General features: G+C 64.4%; 20 protein-coding genes. 3 read left to right on the plus strand and 17 right to left on the minus strand.

Annotated elements, in window-relative coordinates:
• Nucleotides 1–3: 3 nt before the first annotated feature.
• From ACI2KK_RS11905 to ACI2KK_RS11935, 7 genes are all read right to left on the minus strand, one after another.
• Nucleotides 4–789 carry an ABC transporter ATP-binding protein gene (locus ACI2KK_RS11905; RefSeq protein WP_369988997.1) on the minus strand — a complete coding sequence of 262 codons (786 nt, stop codon included), beginning with the start codon at nucleotides 787–789 and terminating at the stop codon, nucleotides 4–6.
• Nucleotides 786–1,910 carry an ABC transporter permease gene (locus tag ACI2KK_RS11910; protein WP_404669052.1) on the minus strand — a complete coding sequence of 375 codons (1,125 nt, stop codon included), beginning with the start codon at nucleotides 1,908–1,910 and terminating at the stop codon, nucleotides 786–788. The genes ACI2KK_RS11905 and ACI2KK_RS11910 overlap by 4 nt, the downstream gene beginning before the upstream one ends.
• 243 nt (nucleotides 1,911–2,153) lie before the next feature.
• Nucleotides 2,154–3,179, minus strand: a complete 1,026-nt coding sequence (locus tag ACI2KK_RS11915; RefSeq protein ID WP_404669053.1) for a DUF5924 family protein — start codon at nucleotides 3,177–3,179, stop codon at nucleotides 2,154–2,156.
• Between the two features lie 147 nt (nucleotides 3,180–3,326).
• Entirely contained in the window at nucleotides 3,327–4,706 is a 1,380-nt protein-coding gene (locus ACI2KK_RS11920) for a M16 family metallopeptidase (RefSeq protein WP_404669054.1), read from the minus strand.
• Nucleotides 4,707–4,736: 30 nt separating this feature from the next.
• Complete coding sequence (locus ACI2KK_RS11925) at nucleotides 4,737–6,395, minus strand: Na/Pi cotransporter family protein (protein WP_404669055.1); 1,659 nt, start codon at nucleotides 6,393–6,395, stop codon at nucleotides 4,737–4,739.
• 301 nt (nucleotides 6,396–6,696) lie between these two features.
• Entirely contained in the window at nucleotides 6,697–7,467 is a 771-nt protein-coding gene (locus ACI2KK_RS11930) for a TerC family protein (RefSeq protein ID WP_404669056.1), read from the minus strand.
• Nucleotides 7,468–7,539: 72 nt separating this feature from the next.
• Nucleotides 7,540–8,847 (minus strand): CitMHS family transporter, encoded by a 1,308-nt coding sequence (locus ACI2KK_RS11935; RefSeq protein WP_217841175.1) that lies wholly within the window; start codon nucleotides 8,845–8,847, stop codon nucleotides 7,540–7,542.
• Between the two features lie 265 nt (nucleotides 8,848–9,112).
• Between ACI2KK_RS11935 and ACI2KK_RS11940 the strand changes: the two genes are divergently transcribed.
• The gene (locus tag ACI2KK_RS11940) at nucleotides 9,113–9,514 is read left to right on the plus strand and encodes a GFA family protein (RefSeq protein WP_404669057.1); all 402 of its coding nucleotides are present in this window, start codon (nucleotides 9,113–9,115) and stop codon (nucleotides 9,512–9,514) included.
• A 161-nt stretch (nucleotides 9,515–9,675) separates the two neighbouring features.
• Here the strand turns inward: ACI2KK_RS11940 and ACI2KK_RS11945 are convergent, their stop codons facing one another.
• The 10 genes from ACI2KK_RS11945 to ACI2KK_RS11990 all read right to left on the minus strand — a co-directional run bounded on the left by ACI2KK_RS11945 (nucleotide 9,676) and on the right by ACI2KK_RS11990 (nucleotide 19,491).
• Complete coding sequence (locus tag ACI2KK_RS11945) at nucleotides 9,676–11,634, minus strand: DUF4105 domain-containing protein (RefSeq protein ID WP_404669058.1); 1,959 nt, start codon at nucleotides 11,632–11,634, stop codon at nucleotides 9,676–9,678.
• Nucleotides 11,631–11,951 (minus strand): DUF2388 domain-containing protein, encoded by a 321-nt coding sequence (locus tag ACI2KK_RS11950; protein WP_404669059.1) that lies wholly within the window; start codon nucleotides 11,949–11,951, stop codon nucleotides 11,631–11,633. The genes ACI2KK_RS11945 and ACI2KK_RS11950 overlap by 4 nt, the downstream gene beginning before the upstream one ends.
• A 38-nt stretch (nucleotides 11,952–11,989) precedes the next feature.
• Nucleotides 11,990–12,280 carry a DUF2388 domain-containing protein gene (locus ACI2KK_RS11955; protein ID WP_217886853.1) on the minus strand — a complete coding sequence of 97 codons (291 nt, stop codon included), beginning with the start codon at nucleotides 12,278–12,280 and terminating at the stop codon, nucleotides 11,990–11,992.
• An 88-nt stretch (nucleotides 12,281–12,368) separates the two neighbouring features.
• Nucleotides 12,369–12,686, minus strand: a complete 318-nt coding sequence (locus tag ACI2KK_RS11960; RefSeq protein ID WP_404669060.1) for a DUF2388 domain-containing protein — start codon at nucleotides 12,684–12,686, stop codon at nucleotides 12,369–12,371.
• A 298-nt stretch (nucleotides 12,687–12,984) separates the two neighbouring features.
• Nucleotides 12,985–13,200 (minus strand): DUF1127 domain-containing protein, encoded by a 216-nt coding sequence (locus tag ACI2KK_RS11965; RefSeq protein ID WP_217841181.1) that lies wholly within the window; start codon nucleotides 13,198–13,200, stop codon nucleotides 12,985–12,987.
• A 387-nt stretch (nucleotides 13,201–13,587) separates the two neighbouring features.
• Complete coding sequence (locus ACI2KK_RS11970; protein WP_217841182.1) at nucleotides 13,588–15,081, minus strand: acetyl-CoA hydrolase/transferase family protein; 1,494 nt, start codon at nucleotides 15,079–15,081, stop codon at nucleotides 13,588–13,590.
• A 185-nt stretch (nucleotides 15,082–15,266) separates the two neighbouring features.
• On the minus strand, nucleotides 15,267–16,703 hold the full coding sequence (locus ACI2KK_RS11975; RefSeq protein ID WP_404669061.1) for an NAD(P)(+) transhydrogenase (Re/Si-specific) subunit beta: 1,437 nt from the start codon (nucleotides 16,701–16,703) through the stop codon (nucleotides 15,267–15,269).
• A 2-nt stretch (nucleotides 16,704–16,705) separates the two neighbouring features.
• Nucleotides 16,706–17,020, minus strand: coding sequence for an NAD(P) transhydrogenase subunit alpha (locus tag ACI2KK_RS11980; RefSeq protein WP_008097413.1), 315 nt, complete (start codon nucleotides 17,018–17,020; stop codon nucleotides 16,706–16,708).
• 11 nt (nucleotides 17,021–17,031) lie between these two features.
• Nucleotides 17,032–18,153 (minus strand): Re/Si-specific NAD(P)(+) transhydrogenase subunit alpha, encoded by a 1,122-nt coding sequence (locus tag ACI2KK_RS11985; protein WP_404669062.1) that lies wholly within the window; start codon nucleotides 18,151–18,153, stop codon nucleotides 17,032–17,034.
• A gap of 438 nt (nucleotides 18,154–18,591) precedes the next feature.
• Nucleotides 18,592–19,491, minus strand: coding sequence for a LysR family transcriptional regulator (locus tag ACI2KK_RS11990; protein ID WP_404669063.1), 900 nt, complete (start codon nucleotides 19,489–19,491; stop codon nucleotides 18,592–18,594).
• A gap of 164 nt (nucleotides 19,492–19,655) precedes the next feature.
• On the opposite strand from ACI2KK_RS11990, the gene ACI2KK_RS11995 reads away from it, so the two are divergent.
• Together ACI2KK_RS11995 and ACI2KK_RS12000 are read left to right on the plus strand one after the other, a co-directional pair.
• The gene (locus ACI2KK_RS11995) at nucleotides 19,656–20,837 is read left to right on the plus strand and encodes an acyl-CoA dehydrogenase (RefSeq protein WP_404669064.1); all 1,182 of its coding nucleotides are present in this window, start codon (nucleotides 19,656–19,658) and stop codon (nucleotides 20,835–20,837) included.
• Nucleotides 20,838–20,852: 15 nt separating this feature from the next.
• Nucleotides 20,853–22,073 carry a CaiB/BaiF CoA transferase family protein gene (locus tag ACI2KK_RS12000; protein WP_404669065.1) on the plus strand — a complete coding sequence of 407 codons (1,221 nt, stop codon included), beginning with the start codon at nucleotides 20,853–20,855 and terminating at the stop codon, nucleotides 22,071–22,073.
• Nucleotides 22,074–22,276: the final 203 nt, after the last annotated feature.

Genomic DNA, 22,276 nt, shown 5'->3' on the forward strand with positions numbered 1-22,276 from the left:
CGTTCAGCGCTCCTGGCGGGCGCGCAGGGCGGCGCTTTCGGCCGCCCGGCCGCGCGGGCCGTGAAAGTATTCGTGAATCCAGGCGTCGTCGGTTTGCTCGACTTCGCTCAAGGGGCCGGCCACCAGCACTTTCTTCTGCGACAGCACCGCCACCCGGTCGGTGATGGTGTAGAGGGTGTCCAGGTCGTGGGTGATCAGGAACACCGACAGGCCCAGGGCGTCACGCAGGGTGAGGATGAGCTGGTCGAAGGCGGCGGCGCCGATCGGGTCCAGGCCGGCGGTGGGCTCGTCGAGGAACAGGATGTCCGGGTCCAACGCCAGGGCGCGGGCCAGGGCGGCGCGCTTGATCATGCCGCCGGACAGCGAGGCGGGGTACTTGTCGGCGGCGCTGATCGGCAGCCCGGCCAGGGCCAGCTTGACCCCGGCCAGGTGCTCGGCGTCGGCCCGCGACAGGCCGGCGTGCTCGATCAGCGGCAGGGCGACGTTTTCGGTGACGGTCAGCGACGAGAACAGCGCGCCCTTCTGAAACAGTACGCCGAAGCGCCGTTCGATCAACGAACGCTGCTGCTCGCTGGCCCCGGCCAGGTCCTGGCCGAACACCTTCACCTGGCCCTCGTTGGGCTGGCGCAGGCCGATGATGCTGCGTAGCAGCACCGACTTGCCGCTGCCCGAGCCGCCGACCACGGCGAGGATCTCGCCGCGGTACAGGTCCAGGTCGAGGTTTTCGTGCACGCTCTGGCTGCCGAAGCGGTTGCACAGGCCGCGGGCCTCGATCACAGCTTCGCTCACCAGCCCATCTCCATGAAGAACAGCGCGGCCACTGCGTCCAGCACGATGACCACGAAAATCGACTGGACCACGGCAGAGGTGGTGTGGGCGCCGACCGATTCGGCGCTGCCACTGACCTTGAAACCTTCCAGGCAGCCGATGGCGGCGATCAGGAAGGCGAAAAACGGCGCCTTGGCCAGGCCTACCAGAAAGTGCTGCACGCCGATATCGCTTTGCAGCAACGACAGGAACATGGCCGGGGTGATGCCCAGCGACAGCGCACACACCACGGCGCCGCCGACGATGCCGCAGATCATCGCGACGAAGGTCAGCAATGGCAGGGCGATCAGCAGCGCCAGTACCCGTGGCACCACCAGCAGTTCGATGGGGTTCAGGCCCAGGGTGCGGATGGCGTCGATCTCTTCGTTGGCCTTCATCGAGCCGATCTGCGCGGTGAACGCACTGGCGGTGCGCCCGGCCATGAGGATGGCGGTCAGCAGCACGGCGAACTCGCGCAGGAACGAGAACGCCACCAGGTCGACGGTGAAAATGGTCGCACCGAAGGCGGCCAGCACCGTGGCACCGAGGAAGGCCACCACGGCGCCCACCAGGAAGGTCAGCAGGGCGACGATGGGGGCGGCGTCCAGGCCGGTCTGTTCAAGGTGGGCGACCACCGGGGTGAGCCGCCAGCGGCGGGGCTGGAAGGCGCGCACGAACAGGGTTTGCAGGATCAGGCCGATGAAGCCCAATACCTGCTGGGTGTCCTGCCACAGGGTGTCGACGGCGCAGCCGATGCGTGCCAGCAGCTGGATCAGCACCGGGCGTTCGGGTTGTTTGACCGGGATGCAGTAGTTCTGCACCGAGCTGTAGACGTTGTGCAGCAGCGCGCGGCTGGCTTCGGGCAGCTCGCCGGTGCAGCGCGACAGGCGCTCGGCCCCGAGCAGTTCGGCCAGCAGCGAGGCGCCGGCGGTGTCGAGGCGCCCGAGCTGGCTGAGGTCGACCTGGGTGTCAGCCTGGTATTGGCTGCGCAGGCGCTCGCATTCGCGCTTGAGGCTGGCGTAGTGGGCCAGGGTCCAGTCACCGGCGATGCGCAGGCGGGTGGGCTGCTGCTGGTGGTCCAGGGTGGCGCTCGGGGCGGTCATAGGCTCCCTGCATCTGACGAATGGCACAGAGGCAGATCATAGCGCAGCGGGGTGGCCGGGGTTTGTTGAAAATGTGCTGTGCGCCAGGTTCGCACCCTCTTTGTAGGAGCGGCCTTGCCGGGGCGCCGGACCGGTCGGAAAGGGCTGCGAAGCGGCCCCAGGATCTCGGCATCATGCAAAATTGCTGGGGCCGCTGCGCGCCCCTTTCGCGACACGAGGCCGCTCCTACAGGGGGGGCGCGACTCAGCCTGGAACCGGCACATCCTCGACCACCTTGAAGCGCAGCACGCCGATCACCTGGCCGTCTTCGGTCAGCACCCGCACCTGCCACTTGCCCACCGGGTTGGGCGGGAAGTTCTGCTTGTGGGTCCAGGCCCGGTAGCCTTCTTTACGCCCGCCGTGGATGTCCAGCGCGATGCGGTCGACTTCTTTGCCGTCCAGTTGCCACACATGGTAGATGCGTTCGTCCAGGCCGCGCGGTGCGTTGATCGAGGTATAGGCGTACAGCCCGCCGTTGCGGATGCGGCTCGCAGGCACTTCGTCCAGCGATTCACCCGGTTGGCGGTTGATCACTTCGGTGCTGACGGCCACATCGGTCAGCCACAGGGTGGCCGGCGGTACCCAGGAGCGCAGCAGCCAGCCACCGCCGCCCACTGCCAGGGTTACCAGCACCAGTGCCACGCCGCGCCGCCAGGTGCGGATCGGGAAGCTGCTGGCAAGGCTTGGGAACGACAGCACCATGGCCGCAATCAGCGCCAGCTTGAAACTTTGCGCGGTGGTCAGGTGCAGGATGATCGGCAGCGCGGTGAGCATTGCCGCGAACAGGGTCAGGGTGTGCAGCGCAAGGAACAGCCAGCGCCGCGGGGCCAGCCACTTGTAGTACAGCGGGTCGATGATCGACACCAGCCCGGCGCCGGCCAAGAGACCTGTGAAAATCAGCTGGCCGCTGTTCCAGGTGGTGGTGATGAAGAAGAACGGCAGGACGAAGAACAGGCTTTCCTGGTGGATCATCTGCGTAGCGTAGCGCAGCAGCGGCTGCGGGATCTCACGCTTGAAGGTGCGGGCGAACAGGCCGGTGAGGGTATTCTCCAGCATCAGCCAGACCCAGCTGACCAGCATGAGGATGGCGATCCAGCTGGCGAGGCCGGCCTGGCGGTCGACCAGGATGAAGCTGCCGATACCGGAGAGAAAGCCGCCGAGCGCGATGATGCCGGGGTAGCGCTTGAGCAGTTCGATCAGGCGCAGGACGAAATTGGGGATTGGGGGCATGGGTCTGCAACAGAAAATGTGGGGGCTGTACCGGCCTCTTCGCGGGTAAACCCGCTCCCACAGGTCAATTGCGGCCTGCGGGCATGCGCGGTCCCTGTGGGAGCGGGTTTACCCGCGAAAAGGCCGGCACAGGATACCGCCGAATCACTACTGACGTGTAGCACGGCGCCAGCGGATCAGCCCGGCGGCGGCGACCAGCCCCAGCAGCAACGCTACCAGCCCGTACAGCTCGTCGTAGCCCAGCAGCGGTTTTTCGATGCGCAGGTAGCCCGGCTCTTTCAGCAGTTGCTGCAGCGCCGCGTCGGCCTGCTTGAGGCTGACCTGGCGCAGCTGGCGCACCGGGTCGCTGAAGCGGCCGTTGTCGTAGGCGTTGAGCGCGCCCCAGTAGTAGTCGGCCAGCGCTGTGTTGCCCTGGCTGGTCCAGCTCTCCCGGGCAATGGCGGCTTCCTTGATGCGGGCGAAGGTGTCCGGGTCCAGGCCATGCTTGCGCAAGTGCTCGAACAGCTGCTCGAGCACCTTCACTGCGGCATCGAGGTCGTCACGCTCAAGGTCGGCGTTGAGGCTGAGCAGGCCGCTGTCGCCGAAGCTCTCGCGCTGCGCCGAGGGGCCGTAGGACAGGCCGTGGCGCAGGCGCAGCTGGTCGTACAGGGCCCAGTCGAGGTAGCGCGACAGCAGCTCCAGGGTCTGGTCGTGGCCCTCTTCAAGCGTCGGCTCGACGAACAGCCAGTGCAGCTTGACGCTGTCGCCCAGCCAGCCGCGGATCAGGTCACGGCGCTGCTCGGCCTGGCGGCTGATGCTCTCGAGGTTGCGCCGCTCCTCGGGCTCGCTGGCCGGCAGCTCGGCAAAGGTGCGCTCCAGGTAGGCCGGCAGCAGGCGGTCGAGGCCGCCGACCACGATCAGCGTCATGTTGTTGGCGGCGTACCAGTGCTCGCGCAGTTGCTGTACCTGTTGCAGGGTCATGTCTTCGAGGTCGGAGCGCTCTTCGCATTTGAGGCCCAGCTCGGTGGCCAGCTGGTCGCTGGCCGGGTGGCCGACCTGCTGGCGGTCGAGCCAGCGCTGCAGGTGGCCGTAGTGGCCGCCGTCCTCGCGCTCGATGATCTGCTTGGCGGTGGCCAGGGCCTTGGCGTCGATGCGGGTGTCGCGCAGCAGGGCCAGCAGCAGGTCGAGGACCTTGCGCTGGTTGCGCGCCGGGGCCTCGATCACGAAGGTGGTGTCGGCGCTGCTGGTAAAGGCGTTCCACTCCCCGCCCAGGGCCTGCAGGCGTTCTTCCAGGCCGCCCTCGCCGGTTTCGTCGATGCCGCTGAACAGCAGGTGCTCCAGCAGGTGCGGCAGCTCGCGCTGGTTGCAGTCGAAGTCATCCAGGCCCACGCCGACCACCAGGCGGATCGACACATGGTCGCGCTCATAGCCGGACTTGAGGATCACCTGCAGGCCGTTGGGCAGCAGGTAGCCCTCCACCCGCGAACGGTCGAGGGCAAGGCTGGGCAGGCTCAGGATCAGCAGGCAAACGAACATCAGGCAACGCATGGGCGAGCTTCGGTCTCCGGGTGCGTGTGTTTACGGCTGGCGGGCTTCGTCCGGCACGCTGTCGAGCATCAGCCCGCCGGTGTCGGTACCGCCCAGTACCACATAGGCACTGCTGCAGAACAAAGAGTTCAACCGCTTCATGTCGGCAATCAGCTCCAAGTGTAGCGAACTGGTCTCGATACTCTGCACCACTTTACGTTGCAGGCGGCTGACATGGGCGTGGGCCAGGCGCCGTTCCTGGGCGCGGAAGCGGCGTTTTTCGCGCAGCAGCAACTGCGCGCTTTCGGGGTCGGCGCTGAGAAACACCGACAACCCCAGGCGCAGGTTGGACAACAACTGCTCCTGCAGGCCGGTGAGCTCTTCGAGCCCTACCTGGGAGAACTCGCGGCGCTGGGAGGTCTTTTGCTGCTGCACCTTGCGCAGCATGCGCTCGATCAGGTCGCAGGCAAGCTTGAGGTTGATGGCAAGCTCGATGGTTTCGGCCCAGCGGCGGTTTTCTGCTTCGCTCAGGTCTTCGCGGGGCATTTGTGCCAGGTACAGCTTGATCGCGCTGTACAGCGCTTCGGCGTCCTCGGCCAGGGCGCGTACCTGTTGCGGCATGGCGGTGTGGCTGCCGCGCAGGGCGCCGAGCATGGCTTCGAGCAGGCTGTCGACCAGATCGCCCAGGCGCAGGGTTTCGCGGGCGGCGTTGGCCAGGGCCAGGCTGGGGGTGGCCAGCGCCGAGGCGTCGAGGTGGCGTGGCTTGACCTGGCCGTTGCCGTGCTCGCGGTCGGGCAGCAGGGTGTTGCACAGGCGGCCCATGAAGGTGACGGTGGGCAGCATGATCAGGCAGCGCAGGGTGTTGTAGAGCAGGTGGAAGCCGATTACCAGCTCCTGCGGGCTGAAGCTCAGGCTGTCCATCCATTCCACCAGCGGGTGCAGCACCGGGATGATCAGCAGCAGGCCGATCAGCTTGTACAGCAGACTGCCCAGGGCCACACGGCGCCCGGCGGTGTTCTGCATGCTGGTGCTGATGAAGGCCAAAAGGCCGCTGCCGATGTTGGCGCCGACCACCAGGCCGATGGCTACCGGCAGGCTGATCACCTCGGCCCCGGCCAGGGTGGCGGTGAGCAGCACGGCGGCCAGGCTGGAATACGAAATCATGGCGAACAGCGCGCCGACCAGGGCGTCCAGCAGGATGTCGCCGGTCAGCGAGGCGAACAGCACTTTCACCCCTTGGGCGTGGGTGATCGGCGCTGCGGCCTGCACGATCAGTTGCAAGGCCAGGATGATCAGCCCCAGGCCGATGGCCACCCGGCCCATCTGGCCGATGCGCGTCTGCTTGCGCGAGAGGAAGAAGATCACCCCGATGAACAGCAGCAGCGGCGACAGCCAGGACAGGTCGAAGGTCAGCACCCGGGCCATCAATGCGGTACCCACGTCGGCGCCGAGCATGATCGCCAGGGCCGGGGTCATGACCATCAGGCCCTGGCCGACGAACGAGGTGACCAGCATGGCGGTGGCGTTGCTGCTTTGCACCACGGCGGTGACGAGGATGCCGGCGATGAACGCCAGCGGGCGTTTGTTCATGTTCTGGCTGAGCACCCGGCGCAGGTTCGAGCCGTACACCCGCAGGATGCCGGTGCGCACGATGTGCGTGCCCCACACCAGCAGGGCCACGGCGGAGAGCAGGTTGAGCAAGGTCAGCATGGTCAGGCCCCCTTTTGTTCTACGCCCCTGTGCGGGGCCAATGGGTGACGCGGTGAGCCTGGCCCGGGGGTGGGCGTTGGTTTTTTGCAGGGCTCACTGAAGCTTTAGTTGGTTTGCGTGGTGGTTGCCAGCTTGGCATGGCTGAAATGCTTTTGAAACATTTGCTGGCCCTATCGCCGGCAAGCCGGCTCCTACAGGGAACGGCGAAACCTTGTAGGAGCCGGCTTGCCGGCGATGAGGCCGGTACAGGCAAAAACGAAAAAAGGCCCCGAAGGGCCCTTTTCTACCGCGCTCCCGGGGTCTATTGACCCGGAATGTCCTTGCGCAGTTTCACCGGGTCGTGTTCCAGGCCTTCCTTGCGCGCCTTGGCAGTGCGCATACGAATGTTGATCGCCTCCACCGCCAGCGAGAAGGCCATGGCGAAGTAGACGTAACCTTTCGGTACATGCACGTCGAAAGATTCGGCGATCAGCACGGTACCGACGACGATCAGGAACGAAAGCGCAAGCATCTTCAGCGACGGGTGCTTGTCGATGAAGTCGCTGATGGTACCGGCGCAGAGCATCATCACCAGCACCGCGACGATGATCGCGGCGATCATCACCGGCACGTGGGACACCATGCCTACTGCGGTAATCACCGAGTCCAGCGAGAACACGATGTCGATGATGGCGATCTGGATGATGGTGTAGAAGAACTGGCCGCCGGCGCCCTTGGGCTCGTCGCTGCTTTCGTCCTCGCCTTCCAGGCCGTGGTAGATCTCTTGCGAGCTTTTCCACAGCAGGAACAGGCCGCCGAAGAACAGGATCAGATCGCGGCCGGAGATACCTTGGCCGAGCACATGGAACAGGTCGTCGGTGAGGCGCATGACCCAGGTGATCGACAGCAGCAGCAGGATGCGCGTGACCATGGCCAGGGCCAGGCCGAAGATTCGCGTGCGCGGCTGCATGTGCTTGGGCATGCGGCTGACCAGGATCGAGATCATGATGATGTTGTCGATCCCGAGCACGATCTCAAGGGCCGTGAGGGTGAAAAAGGCAACCCAGATTTCCGGGCTGGTCAGCCATTCCATGTGTATTCCTTCGAGCGGTGAAGGCCAGGCACTTTAAGTGTAGGCGCCTGGCGGTTTGCGTGAGCGTATGTATCAGAGACTGCTGAACAGCGGGAAAGTCCCCAGAACCAGCGCGGCGAGCATTATGCACAGGCACACCAGTACTGCCCACTTGAGGGTGAAGCGTTGGTGGTCGCCGAACTCGATGCCGGCCAGGGCCACCAGCAGGTAGGTGGAGGGTACCAGCGGGCTGAGCAGGTGTACCGGCTGGCCGACGATCGAGGCGCGGGCCATTTCCACCGGGGTGACGCCGTAGTGGCTGGCGAAGTCGGCCAGCACCGGCAGCACGCCGTAGTAGAAGGCGTCATTGGACATGAAGAAGGTGAACGGCATGCTGACGATGGCGGTGATCACTGCCATGTACGGGCCGAACGCCTCGGGGATGACTGCCAGCAGGCTCTTGGACATGGCCTCGACCATGCCGGTGCCCGACAGGATGCCGGTGAAGATACCGGCCGCGAAGATCAGCCCGCTGACTGCCAGTACGCTGGAGGCGTGGGCGGCGATACGGTCTTTTTGCTGCTGCAGGCACGGGTAGTTGACGATCATGGCGATGCTGAAGGCGATCATGAACAGCACCGGCAGCGGCAGGACGCCGGCGATCAGCGCCACCATCAGCGCGGCGGTCAGGGCACCGTTGAACCAGATCAGCTTGGGGCGACGCGCTTCAGGGAATTGCGAGACGCTGATTTCGCTGTGGTCGATGTCGTCGGTGGGCAGGTGCAGCTCACCCAGCCGGGCGCGTTCGCGCAGGCCGTACCAGTAGGCGATGGCAAGGATTGCCAGCACGCCGAAGGCCATGGCCGGGATCATCGGCACGAAGATGTCCGACGGGTCGACGTGCAGGGCGCTGGCGGCGCGGGCGGTGGGGCCGCCCCAGGGGGTCATGTTCATCACCCCGCCGGCGAGGATGATCAGGCCGGCCATGATCCGCGGGCTCATGCCTAAGCGGCTGTACAGCGGCAGCATGGCGGCGCAGCAGATCATGTAGGTGGTGGCGCCGTCACCGTCGAGGGACACCACCAGGGCCAGTACGGCGGTGCCGACCGAGACTTTCAGCGGGTCGCCCTTGACCAGCTTGAGGATCTTGCGCACGGCCGGGTCGAACAGGCCGGAGTCGATCATCAGGGCGAAGTACAAGATGGCGAACATCAGCATCACGCCGGTGGGCGCGAGCTTGCTGATGCCTTGCAGCATCATCGGGCCGATGTCGCTGTAGAAGCCGCCGAACAGGGCGAACAGGATCGGTACCAGGATCAGCGCGATCAAGGCCGACAGGCGCTTGGTCATGATCAGGTACATGAAGGTGATGACCATGGCAAAGCCGAGGAAGGTCAGCATGGCGGTACTCCAGGCGTGGCGCGAAAGGGAAGGCTATTCGGGCGGATCAGCGCGTCAGGCGCTGCGCGGGGAGTAACGGGAGGGGGCTTGCAGACATGCGGGCACGGGAAGGCATCAGTATCACCATTGTTGTTGTTGGATGGGCCGGGCGCGGAAGGTTCCGGGTGCCCTGGCTGACCGGTCTGACGCCGGTAGTGGCGCTATCCTATGCGGGCAAGCTTTCAGCCAGCTTTCGCCTGTGGCGAGGCGACAAGAGGTCGTGCGGATGACGGATGAAGTGACGGGCGGGTGTCATTGCGGCGCTCTACGGTACCGCTTGCGCGGTGATCTGAGTGATGTTGCGCATTGCCATTGCTCGATTTGCCGGCGGGTCAGCGGCGGGACTTTGGTGACCTGGGTGACCGTGGTTTTGAAAGATTTCGAGTGGCTGTGCGGGTCGGCGCAGCGCTATGTGGCACCCGACAGCTGCAGCCGGTATTTCTGTGGCAGCTGCGGGGCGCATGTGGCGCTGGTGACTACTCACAGCCCGGATACGCTGGATGTGACGGTGGCGACCCTGGACCACCCCGAGCGGGTGCCGGCCAACCGGCATATCTGGGTGGGCAGCCGCTTGCCGTGGATGCGGGTGGATGAGGGGTTGCCGGAGGAGGATGAGGAACGGTTTTAGCAACCGGGCCGTTGGCGCAACACGATCACTGTAGGAGCGGCCTTGTGTCGCGAAAGGCTCGCGCAGCGGGCCCAGGATCTACGCACCATTCAATACCGTCGGGCCCGCTGCGCGGGCCTTTCGCGACACAAGGCCGCTCCTACAGCGAGCGGTGATTGGCTTCAGGGCAACTGCAGCCCTCCAGCGGCCTTGTGCAGTTTGCGCAGGTGCTCACCCACCTGCTTGATGTTGGCCTCCACGGCCTTGATCTCCCTGCCCCGCTCCGGCCCTAGCAGCGCCCTCACCTGCTGGTCCAGCGTGGTGCTCAGGCTCAGCAGCTGGGCCTGGCGTTCGCTGCTCACCTGCTCCAGCTGCTTGCGCTCTTCGGGCTGCGGCAGGCCGTAGCCCCCTGCCCCCAGCAGCTCCGCCGGGCGGCTGAGGAAGCCGCTGTTGGCCAGCATTGCCTGCAGGGTCTCGTTGGCCTTGTCGAAACTGCCGTCCTTGATCGCCCGCTCGTTGAGGTAACGCTGCTTCACCTCGTCCTGGGCCAGCAGCAACTGGCGGCGCAGGCCGGCCTGCTCGAGCAGCAGCAACGCCGCGCTGGTGCGCAAATCGGCGCGCTCGAACCAAGGGCGGCGCTGTTCGGCGTCCAGGGCCAGCCAGTCTTCGACGTGGGTCTGTTTTACCGGCAGCTGCTTTTTCAGCACCTCGAACATGGCTTGGTAGCGGTCGCGGTAGGAGTCGAAGCGATAACCCAGGCGCAGCGCCTCGCGCGGGTCGTCGAGCACGCTGGTGTCGGCCAGGCCACGGCCCTTGAGCACTTCCAGCAGGCCGTTGGGCATGATTGCGTCGAGGTCGGCCAGGCGTGGGTTGCCGGTGCCGCTGCGCAGCAGCTTGAGCGACTCCACCGCGCAGTTGTTGGACAGGAAGTAGTAGTTGCCGTCGTAGCTCCAGTGCATCTCGGCGGCCTGGCGCACCAGGTTTTCGATTTCGTCGCGGCTGAGCTTGAGCGGTACCGAGGCCAGGCTGCGCAGCTCGGTCTTGGTGTATTCGTCGATCACCTGGCCCAGCGGCAGCACGAACAGCCGCGACGGATAGGCGCCGGTCAGGCCGTCCCAGCTGGACAGTTGCACGTCGTTGACGAAGGCGCGGTACGACAGCACCAGGCTCTGGTCGAGGTCCAGCCGGCAGTCCGGGCCGCGCGGCCGGCCGGGGGCGCAGATCACCAGGCGCAGCATGCTGTGGCCCCAGCGGCTGACCCAGTTCTGGTTGGCTTCGGCCAGCAGGTAGTCCACCTCGTAGACCCGCTCGGGGTCGATTTCGCCCAGCGGCTGGCGGGCAAAGTCGTTGCCGGCGTTGAGGAACGGCAGGCTCTTTTCGCAGGCGCTCTGCTGCGGCGCCCAGCCAAAGTGCTCGCGCAGGTAGTGGTTAAGCGCCGGGCGGCGGCAGGCGTAGCTGGGGTCGAGGAGGAAGTACTCCATGTTGACCGCGATGAACTCCTTCGGGCTGCTCAGCTCGTAGGGGTCGGGGCTGCGTACCAGCTGGCCGTTGTGCTGTTCGCGTTCGCCGCGCCGGCCGACGTATTGCGGCCAGCCGGCGAGGTCGAGCAGGCGTGGGTCGTCGCTCAGGGTGAAGCGGCGTTCGGCCTGGCCGCGGCAATCACCGGGCAGGCCGACCTTGCCCAGGACGCCCTGCTGGCGCTTGCAGCGGCTGATCAGCTGGCGTTCGGCGGCGGGCCACAGGCGGGCACGGTCGTAAATGTGGGTGAGCTCGTGCAGCACGGTGGCCAGCAGCTCTTCGTGCACGGTGCCGTGGGGGCGGTTGGTCTTCTCATTCCGGTCGCTGCCATCCACCAGGCCCGGCAACAGGCGCCGGTTGAGGTCGAGGGTGGACACCGGCGTGGCCTGGCCGTAGGCGTCCTCGGGCATGTGCCCGGTCCAACTGACCAGCACCTGGCGGTCGAGCTGCTGCTTGAAGCGCGGTGGCAGCTTGGCCATGGCTTCGTCGAGCAACTGTTGGGTGGCGTGTTGCTGGGGTTGGTCCAGGCCGTCAGCCTGTAGCACCAACTGCAGGTCGGCCAGGGCGGGCGTGCCAAGCAGCGTCAGGGCGCAGCCGAGCAGCCAGGCACGCGCGCGCTTCACAGCGACAGGATGGCTTCGGCCAGTACCTGGTCGCTGGCGTCGCGCGCTTCAGGCAGCTGCGTGCGCAGGGCATTGAACGCGGCTTCCAGTTGCGCGCCGCGAATGTCGCCGTTGCTGGCGACGAAGCTGGCTGCGTCGTCGTGGGCATCGCGGACCACTTTCGAATCGCGAATCGAGGTGGTGGTGTCGGAGGTGAAATCGATCGAACGGCCAGAGGCGCGGACGATGATGTTGCTGGTGGCCACCAGGGTGTGGGCCTGGGCCATGTCGGCCAGTACAAGCATGCCGAGGGCAGCGGCGATCAGCGGTTTACGCATGGAGCATCTCCAGAAGATACAAAGGAGTCAGGGGGTGTTCATTGGACGAGAATCGCCTCGGCCAGTTCAAGGTCGCCGACAGAGTGACAGCTGTGCTGTGCACGCAGCGAAACCAGCGCCGCCTGCAGGCGGGCGCCGCGAATCAGGCCGTCAGTGGCAACGAAAGCTGCAGCGTCGTCACGGGCGGCGGCGACGATCTTGCGATCGAAGGGCGCGGTGGTCACCTGGCTTGTGACATAACCGGTGCCGACGAGGCTTTGGGTGGTGACATCCATGGCATGGGCGCTTCCCACACCGGCGAGGGCGAACAGCAAGGGCAAGTAACGCATGGGCTCTCGGGTGGCAATGGTTTCGGGCAGCGAAGGCTACCCCGGATGCGCTGGCCAGGGCCAGTGAATCCGGGGGCTAAGGCTTGTATTAGAGGGCCAGGATGGCGCGGGCCAGTTGCGCGTCGCTGGCTTGCAGCTCGGGCATTTGCTGGCGGATGTGCAGGAATGCGCTTTCCAGCGAGGCACCGCGGATGGCGCCTTCGCTGCCGACGAAGCTGGCGGCGTCGTCACGGGCGGCCTTGACGATCTTGTCGTCACGGAACGACGAAGTGACGTCGGAGGTGGCATCGGTGGTGGCGGCGCCGGCGCGCACCACGGCGTCGGTGGTGACTACGAAGCTGGTGGCTTGTGCGGCACCGGCGAGCGACAGCAGCAAGGCGGCGCCAATCAGATGATAACGGGACATTTTGCTGGACTCCTGTACAGGGTCGGGAGGGTTCTGGTTATCGGACGCTCGCTTGGCTCGTCACGGTACGTTTACTGCCAGGCGTGTAGGACAAGCGTAACACGCCTCGGTTCGCCTGCCCGGAAGCGCTAAACATCACATTTCGTAACTGTACTTGTGGTTTAGTGATTTTATGAAACTGTACATGTGTGTGCTGTAAACCGCTCTGGACCGGGCATCACAAACAAAAAACCCGTCGCAGTCACCTGCGACGGGTTCTTGAGAATTCGCGGTGCCGGCCGGGGCCGGCTACCGAAGCTTAGCGCCAGAACGGCTTGCTGAGCTCTTCGTAACGCTGCGATTCGCTGATACCGGCGTCGGCCAGCAGGCGGGCGTCCAGGCGAGCCAGTTGGCGGCGGCTGGCCATGCGGCGCTGCCACAGCAGCAGGGTGGACAGGGCGCGCAGCGGCAGCGAAGTGCTGGAGGCTTGGGCGTTGCTTTCGAAGACCAGACCGGAACTGAGGGTACGTTCCATGATGTGACGTCCTTCCGCTTATGGCGGGATTAGATAGTGATTTAACTGGTGCCCATCTTCCTCCTCCGTTGTCCATAACAGTAGATACAGTTAAGTAGTAATGTGATAACTCAGTTAACTGTGTAACGCGACTGTTGCACTCGAAATTGGCGATACTGTACTGGTCTGCACTTATATGGTGCAAAAATGCGTGCCGGGTAGGAAGAGTGACGCGGGGGTGTAGGAATTTACCGGTACAGTAGAACAGTTTATTGATGCCTACTGTGTGGGGGCTGAATCTGTTGTGGTGTTCCAGAACGCAATCGCCGGCAAGCCGGCTCCTACAGGGATGCGTGGTCCTTGTAGGAGCCGGCTTGCCGGCGATTGGGTTATCGAGGTGTAACGGGATCAGCTGGCCAGCATGCGCCCGGTTTCTTCCAGGTTTTCGTGCCAGCTCAGGGCTTCGCGCAGAATGTGCGGGGTGTGGCCGCCGCGCTGGCAGGCGCGTTCGAAGTAGTCGTTGAGCGCGGCGCGGAAGTCCGGGTGCACGCAGTTGTCGATGATCGCCCGGGCGCGCTCGCGCGGCGCCAGGCCACGCAGGTCGGCCAGGCCCACTTCGGTGACCAGGATGTCGACGTCGTGCTCGGTGTGGTCGACGTGGCTGACCATCGGCACCACGCTGGAAATCGCACCGCCCTTGGCGATGGACTTGGTGACGAAGATCGCCAGGTGGGCGTTGCGGGCGAAGTCGCCCGAGCCGCCGATGCCGTTCATCATCCGGGTGCCACACACGTGGGTAGAGTTGACGTTGCCGTAGATGTCGAACTCAAGCGCGGTGTTGATGCCGATGATGCCTAAGCGCCGCACCACTTCAGGGTGGTTGGAGATTTCCTGCGGGCGCAGCACCAGCTTGTCTTTATAGCGCTCCAGGTTGCCGAACACGTCGGCGTTGCGCCGGCTCGACAGGGTGATCGAGCTGCCCGAGGCAAAGCGCAGCTTGCCGGCGTCGATCAGGTCGAAGGTCGAGTCCTGCAGCACTTCGGAGTACATGGTCAGGTCTTCGAACGGCGAGTCGATCAGGCCGCACATCACCGCGTTGGCGATGCTGCCGATGCCGGCTTGCAGCGGGCCGAGGTTGTTGCTCATGCGCCCGGCGTCCACCTCGCCTTTGAGGAAGGCGATCAGGTGGTCGGCGATGCCCTGGGTTTCGTGATCGGGCGGCAGCACGGTGGACGGCGAGTCCGGCTGGTCGCTGATGACGATGCCGACGATCTTGGCCGGGTCGATCGGGATGGCGGTGCTGCCGATGCGGTCGTCGACTTTTACCAGCGGGATCGGCGTGCGGGTCGGGCGGTAGGTCGGGATATAGATGTCGTGCAGGCCTTCGAGGTTGGCGTTGTGCGACAGGTTGATCTCGACGATGACCTGCTTGGCGAAGATGGCGAAGCTGGCCGAGTTACCGACGGAGGTAGTCGGCACGATATGGCCCTGTTCGGTGATTGCCACCGCTTCGATGACCGCGATGTCCGGCAGGGTCAGTTGCTTGTTGCGCAGTTGCTCGACGGTTTCCGACAGGTGCTGGTCGATGAACATCACCTGGCCGTCGTTGATGGCCTTGCGCAGGGTGCTGTCGACCTGGAACGGCATGCGCCGGGCCAGCACGCCGGCCTCGGTCAGCTGTTTGTCGAGGTCGTTGCCCAGGCTTGCGCCGGTCATCAGGCTGATCTTCAGCGGCGACTGTTTTGCGCGCTCGGCCAGTGCGTGGGGCACCGCCTTGGCTTCGCCGGCGCGGGTGAAACCGCTCATGCCGACGGTCATGCCGTCCTCGATCAGGCCAGCGGCATCAGCCGCACTCATTACCTTGCTGTGCAGGGAGGACAAGCGGATACGATCACGGTACATGGATTGTTATCTCAGGCTACTGAAGCTACTGGGAGCGCAGTCTAGAGATTTAGCCCGGTGCCGTCCCGCGACCATGGTCGTATGCCAGGCCGCGAAACAGAGCCGTTGATCTGGATCAGGCAAATGCAAAGGCCCCCGGGAATAACTCCCGGGGGCCTTATGCGCTTCTATATATAGAGGCGGGTTTACTCGACGGCCTTGACCATGTCCTCGATGACCTTCTTGGCGTCACCGAACACCATCATGGTCTTGTCCAGGTAGAACAGTTCGTTGTCCAGGCCGGCATAACCGCTGGCCATGGAGCGCTTGTTGACGATGATGGTCTTGGCTTTGAACGCCTCGAGGATCGGCATGCCGGCAATCGGTGATTTCGGGTCGTTCTTCGCCGCCGGGTTGACCACGTCGTTGGCGCCCAGCACCAGTACCACGTCGGCCTGGCCGAACTCGGCGTTGATGTCTTCCATCTCGAACACCTGGTCGTAGGGTACTTCGGCCTCGGCCAGCAGCACGTTCATGTGCCCGGGCATGCGCCCCGCCACCGGGTGGATCGCGTACTTCACGGTCACGCCGTTGTGGGTCAGCTTTTCGGTCAGCTCCTTGAGCGCGTGCTGGGCACGGGCCACCGCCAGGCCGTAGCCGGGGACGATGATCACGCTGTCGGCGTTGCTCAGCAGGAAGGTGGCGTCGTCGGCCGAGCCGGACTTCACAGGGCGCTGCTCTTTCGAGCCCTGTGCGGCGCCGGCGTCGGTGTCGCCACCGAAACCGCCGAGGATCACGTTGAAGAACGAGCGGTTCATCGCCTTGCACATGATGTACGAGAGGATCGCGCCGCTCGAACCCACCAAGGAGCCTGCGATGATCAGCATCGAGTTGTTCAGCGAGAAGCCGATACCGGCCGCTGCCCAGCCCGAGTAGCTGTTGAGCATCGACACCACCACTGGCATGTCGGCGCCGCCGATCGGGATGATGATCAGCACGCCCATGATGAAGGCCAGGGCCAGCATCAGGGTGAAGGCGCTGTAGTGGCCGGTGAAGGTGAACAGCAGGCCCAGGGCGATGGTGGCCAGGCCCAGGATCAGGTTCAGCTTGTGCTGGCCGGCAAACTGTACCGGTGCGCCCTGGAACAGGCGGAACTTGTACTTGCCCGACAGCTTGCCGAAGGCGATCACGGAACCGGAGAAGGTGATGGCACCGATGGCCGCGCCGAGGAACAGCTCCAGGCGGTTGCCGGTGGGGATCGGGTCGCTGATGGCGGCGACGATGCCCATCGATTGCGGCTCCAGCACCGCGGCGATGGCGATGAACACCGCCGCCAGGCCGATCATGCTGTGCATGAAGGCGACCAGCTCGGGCATTTTGGTCATCTCGACGCGCTTGGCCATGATCGAGCCGGCGCTGCCGCCGACCAGCAGGCCGACCAACACGTAGCCGATGCCGGCGGTGGCCAGCTCTGCGCCGAGCTTATAGATGAGCCCAACTGTAGTGAGAATGGCGATACCCATGCCGATCATGCCGAACAGGTTGCCGCGCCGCGAGGTGGTCGGGTGCGACAAACCCTTGAGCGCCTGGATGAAGCAAACCGAGGCGACCAGGTACAGAAGCGTTACCAGATTCATGCTCATGTTTACTTCTGCGCCTCGTTCTTGGTTTTCTTCTTGAACATTTCCAGCATGCGGCGGGTGACCAGGAAGCCACCGAACACGTTGACCGCAGCGAGCGCCACGGCCAGGGTGCCCATGACTTTGCCGGCAGGGGTCACGGTCAGCGCGGCGGCCAGCATGGCGCCGACGATGACGATGGCGGAAATGGCGTTGGTCACGGCCATCAGCGGGGTGTGCAGGGCCGGTGTGACGTTCCACACCACGTGGTAGCCCACGTAGATGGCCAGCACGAAGATGATCAGGTTGTAGATGCCGTGGGAAATCAGCATGTCTTCCATTGTCGTGCTCCTCAGCCGTTTTTGCGCACGACCTGGCCGTCGCGGCACATCAGGCACGCGGCGACGATGTCGTCTTCAAGGTTGATGACCAGTGCGCCGTCCTTGTCGAACAGCAGCTTCATGAAGTCCAGCAGGTTGCGCGCGTACAGCGCCGAGGCATCGGCGCCCACCTGCGCGGGCAGGTTGGTGGGGCCGGCGATGGTCACGCCGTTGTGCTGCACCACCTGGTCGGCGACGGTCAGCGGGCAGTTGCCGCCTTGGGCAGCAGCCAGGTCGATGACCACCGAGCCGGGTTTCATCTGCGCCACGGTCTCGGCGCTGAGCAGGGTCGGTGCCTTGCGGCCGGGGATCAACGCCGTGGTGATGACGATATCTGCCTGCTTGGCGCGCTCGTGTACGGCCTGGGCCTGGCGCTGCATCCAGCTGGCTGGCATTGGCCGGGCATAGCCGCCCACGCCTTGGGCGCACTCGCGTTCCTCGTCGGTCTCAAAGGGCACGTCGATGAACTTGGCCCCCAGCGACTCGATCTGCTCCTTCACCGCCGGGCGCACGTCGGATGCCTCGATCACTGCACCCAGGCGTTTGGCTGTGGCGATGGCCTGCAGGCCGGCCACACCGGCGCCGAGGATGAGCACGCGGGCGGCTTTCACGGTGCCGGCAGCGGTCATCAGCATGGGCATGAAGCGCGGGTAGTGGTGGGCGGCCAGCAACACGGCCTTGTAGCCGGCGATGTTGGCCTGGGACGACAGCACGTCGAGGCTCTGCGCCCGTGAGGTGCGTGGCGCGGCTTCCAGGGCGAAGGCGGTGATGCCGCGCTCGGCCATCTTGGCGATCAGTTCGCTGTTGAACGGGTTGAGCATGCCTGCCAGCAGGCTCCCGCTGTTGATCAGCGCAAGCTCCTGGTCATTGGGCGCGACCACCTTGAGCACCAACTGCGCGGCAAAGGCATCGGCAGCTTCGCCCAGCGTGGCACCCGCGGCTTCATAGGCAGCATCGGGAATGCTGGCGTTGAGCCCTGCGCCCCGTTGCACGGTGACCTGATGGCCTTGGCCGATCAGTTTCTTGATGGTTTCCGGGGTCGCAGCGACCCTTGTCTCACCGGTCTGCGTCTCGAGAGGAACACCAATGTGCACGACTTTTCTCCTGCGGTGACCTTTTGTCTTTGTAGAAACCAGCGCACTTCGTATGGCGCAGCTGGGCGGTCGTAGAGCACGACCCCGCCGGATCCCGGGCGGGGGAGGCATTTTGCAGACGAACCCGGGGGCCTTCAACCGGTTCTGGAGCGATACGAACTTAAAACTACAAGTCACCCTGTGACCGTATGTCGCAACGAACGGGTTCAAACCCTTCAAGCACGCGCTATCTGGAGGTTAGGAGAAATTTTGAAAATTTTTTGCCGACATTCGCCCACGGCTCGGTGAATGTCGCAAAATAAGCCGCAAACCCGCGCGCTTACTAGGGTTGATAGGGTTTTTCACCGGTAGCGGAACAGATTATGAATTTGCGACAAATCCATATATCTGTAGGTGTTCAAAATTATTGACTACGGGGTCAGTTTCGCCGTTTTGCGCTTACTGCGCGCCGGTATACTGCCGGGCCTGGGCCACCAGCCAATCGCGGAACGCCCGCAGTGAAGCGGATTCCACCTTTCGCTCCGGGATCATCAGATGGTAGGCCTTGTCGCTGGCCAGGGCATGCCTGTTTGCGACCACCAACCTGCCCTCCTGCAACTCGCGCTGGATTAGAAACGGTGGGATCAGTGCGATGCCCATCTCGTGCATGGCTGCCTGGGCGAGCATGGAAAACAGCTCGTAGCGCGGGCCTGTCATGTCGCGCGCCACGCTCATGCCTAGGCCGTCGAACCACTGCCGCCAGGCGTAAGGGCGGGTGGTCTGCTGCAGCAGCGGCAGCTCGGCGATGCGCAGTGCTTCGAGGCTGCCCTGCCCGCCCAGCAAGGCCGGGCTGCACACCGGCATGGGGTTCTCGCCCATCAGGCGGTGGGCCTGGGTGCCGGACCAGTCGGCGTCGCCGAAGTAGATGGCGGCGTCGAACGGGGTGTCGGCAAACAGGAACGGCCGGGTGCGGTTGGTGAGGTTGACGGTGACCTCGGGGTGGCGTTGCTGGAAGTCCTTGAGCCGGGGCAGCAACCACTGGGTGCCGAAGGTGGGCACCACCGCCAGCTCGATCACGTTGGCGCCCTGCTGGCGCATTACCGACAAGGTGTCGCGCTCAACGGCATCCAGCTGTGCGGAGACCTGGCGGCTGTAGGACAGCCCGGCCTCGGTCAGCTTCACGCCGCGGCGCGAGCGGCGGAACAACTCGACATTGAGGAATGCCTCCAGCCCACCGATTTGCCGACAGACGGCGCCCTGGGTCAGGGCCAGCTCCTGGGCGGCCTTGGTGAAGCTCTCGTGGCGTGCGGCCGCTTCGAAGCAGACCAGTGCGGTGGTGCTGGGGATCTTGCGGCGCATGTACGTTAACCTCACTTGTCGGCGGGTATTGAGCGCTTTTCGCGCCTTTCGAAGTGAGAAAATATCACTAAAGCGTGCGCAATCCTCGTTTGTCGCATGGGTGGTTCGGGCCTAGGATCAATGCAACGCAATTTTTACCTCCCCCGCATTCGAGGAACCCGCACATGGCCGGTAAAGCAAGCTTCAACTGGATCGACCCGCTGCTGCTCGACCAGCAGCTCACCGAAGAAGAGCGCATGGTGCGTGACAGCGCCTACAGCTTCGCCCAGGACAAGCTGGCCCCGCGCGTGCTGGAAGCCTTCCGCCACGAGCAGACTGACCCGGCGATTTTCCGCGAGATGGGCGAAGTGGGCCTGTTGGGCGCGACCATCCCCGAGCAGTACGGCGGCAGTGGCCTTAACTATGTGTGCTATGGCCTGATTGCCCGCGAGGTGGAGCGTATCGACTCGGGCTATCGCTCGATGATGAGCGTGCAGTCGTCGCTGGTGATGGTGCCGATCAATGAATTCGGCACCGAGGCACAGAAGCAGAAGTACCTGCCCAAGCTCGCCAGCGGTGAGTGGATCGGCTGCTTCGGCCTGACCGAGCCCAACCACGGCTCCGACCCGGGCTCGATGATCACCCGGGCGCGCAAGGTCGACGGTGGCTACCGCCTGAGCGGCGCCAAGATGTGGATTACCAACAGCCCGATCGCCGATGTGTTCGTGGTCTGGGCCAAGGACGATGCCGGCGATATCCGCGGCTTCGTGCTGGAAAAAGGCTGGGAAGGCCTGAGCGCCCCGGCGATTCACGGCAAGGTCGGGCTGCGCGCCTCGATCACTGGCGAAATCGTCATGGACAACGTGTTTGTGCCTGAAGAGAACATCTTCCCGCATGTGCGCGGCCTCAAAGGCCCGTTCACCTGCCTGAACTCGGCTCGCTATGGCATCTCCTGGGGTGCGCTGGGCGCCGCCGAAGCCTGCTGGCACACCGCGCGCCAGTACACCCTGGACCGCCAGCAGTTTGGCCGCCCGCTGGCCGCCAACCAGCTGATCCAGAAGAAGCTGGCCGACATGCAGACCGAGATCACCCTGGGCCTGCAGGGCTGCCTGCGCTTGGGGCGGATGAAGGACGAAGGCACTGCGGCGGTGGAAATCACTTCGATCATGAAGCGCAATTCCTGCGGCAAGGCCCTGGATATCGCTCGCATGGCCCGCGACATGCTGGGCGGCAATGGCATCTCCGACGAGTTCGGTGTGGCCCGCCACCTGGTCAACCTTGAGGTGGTCAACACCTATGAAGGCACCCATGACGTGCATGCGCTGATCCTGGGGCGTGCGCAAACCGGTATTCAGGCGTTCTATTAATAGAGGAGCCAGGCCATGGGCGCGCTTTCCCATCTGCGGGTGCTGGATCTTTCCCGGGTGCTGGCAGGCCCGTGGGCCGGGCAGATTCTCGCCGACCTTGGGGCGGATGTGATCAAGGTCGAGCGCCCGGGCTCGGGTGACGATACCCGCGCCTGGGGGCCGCCCTTCCTCAAGGACGCTTTCGGTGAGAACACCAGCGAGGCGGCCTATTACCTGTCGGCCAATCGCAACAAGCGCTCGGTGACCATCGACTTCACCCAGCCGGAAGGCCAGCGCCTGGTGCGTGAGCTGGCGGCGAAGTCGGATATCGTCATCGAGAACTTCAAGGTGGGTGGGCTGGCCGCTTATGGCCTGGACTATGAAAGCCTGAAGGCGCTGAACCCTCGGCTTATCTATTGCTCCATCACCGGTTTCGGCCAGACCGGCCCTTATGCCAAGCGTGCGGGGTACGACTTCATGATCCAGGGGCTGGGCGGGCTGATGAGCCTGACCGGCCGGCCGGAAGGTGAAGAAGGTGCGGGGCCTGTGAAGGTTGGGGTGGCGCTGACCGACATCCTGACTGGCCTGTATTCCACCGTGGCGATTCTGGCCGCCCTCGCCCATCGCGATCAGGCGGGTGTCGGCCAGCACATCGATATGGCGCTTTTGGATGTGCAGGTCGCTTGCCTGGCCAACCAGGCGATGAACTACCTCACCACCGGCACCCCTCCCCGTCGCCTGGGCAATGCGCACCCTAATATTGTGCCGTACCAGGATTTCCCCACCGCCGATGGTGATTTCATTCTTACCGTGGGCAACGACGGGCAGTTCCGCAAGTTTGCCGAGGTGGCCGGGCAGCCGCAGTGGGCGGATGATCCGCGCTTCGCCACTAATAAGCAGCGGGTGGCACATCGCGCCGAGCTGATTCCGTTGATTCGCCAGGCAACAGTCTTCAAGACCACGGCTGAATGGGTGGCGGCCTTGGGGCAGGCGGGTGTGCCTTGCGGGCCGATCAACGACCTGGGGCAGATGTTCCAGGACCCTCAGGTGTTGGCGCGTGGGTTGAGGCTGGATATTGCCCATCCGTTGGCCGGGAGCGTGCCGCAGGTGGCCAGCCCGATTCGCTTGTCGGGCACGCCGGTGGAGTATCGCCGGGCGCCGCCGTTGTTGGGGGAGCATACCGAAGCGGTGTTGGGGGATGTGCTGGGGTTGGCTATGGGGGATGTGCAGCGGTTGCGTGAGGCTGGGGTGGTTTGAGGCTTCTATATAGATAGGTACTGGGACAGGCCCCTGCGGGCCGTTCCTCGGCCTTTTCTCCAAATATTTCAATTATTTGAAATTAAGGGTTGACGGGGTTTCAGATCTCCTTATAATGCGCCCCACTTCCAGCGACAACGGAACGCGAAACTCCTTGAGAATCAACGAGTTAAGCGGCTCGAGAGATCCTGGAGGTGCTACGA

The organism is Pseudomonas sp. NPDC089406 (assembly GCF_044900265.1).
GTDB lineage: Bacteria > Pseudomonadota > Gammaproteobacteria > Pseudomonadales > Pseudomonadaceae > Aquipseudomonas > Aquipseudomonas fakonensis.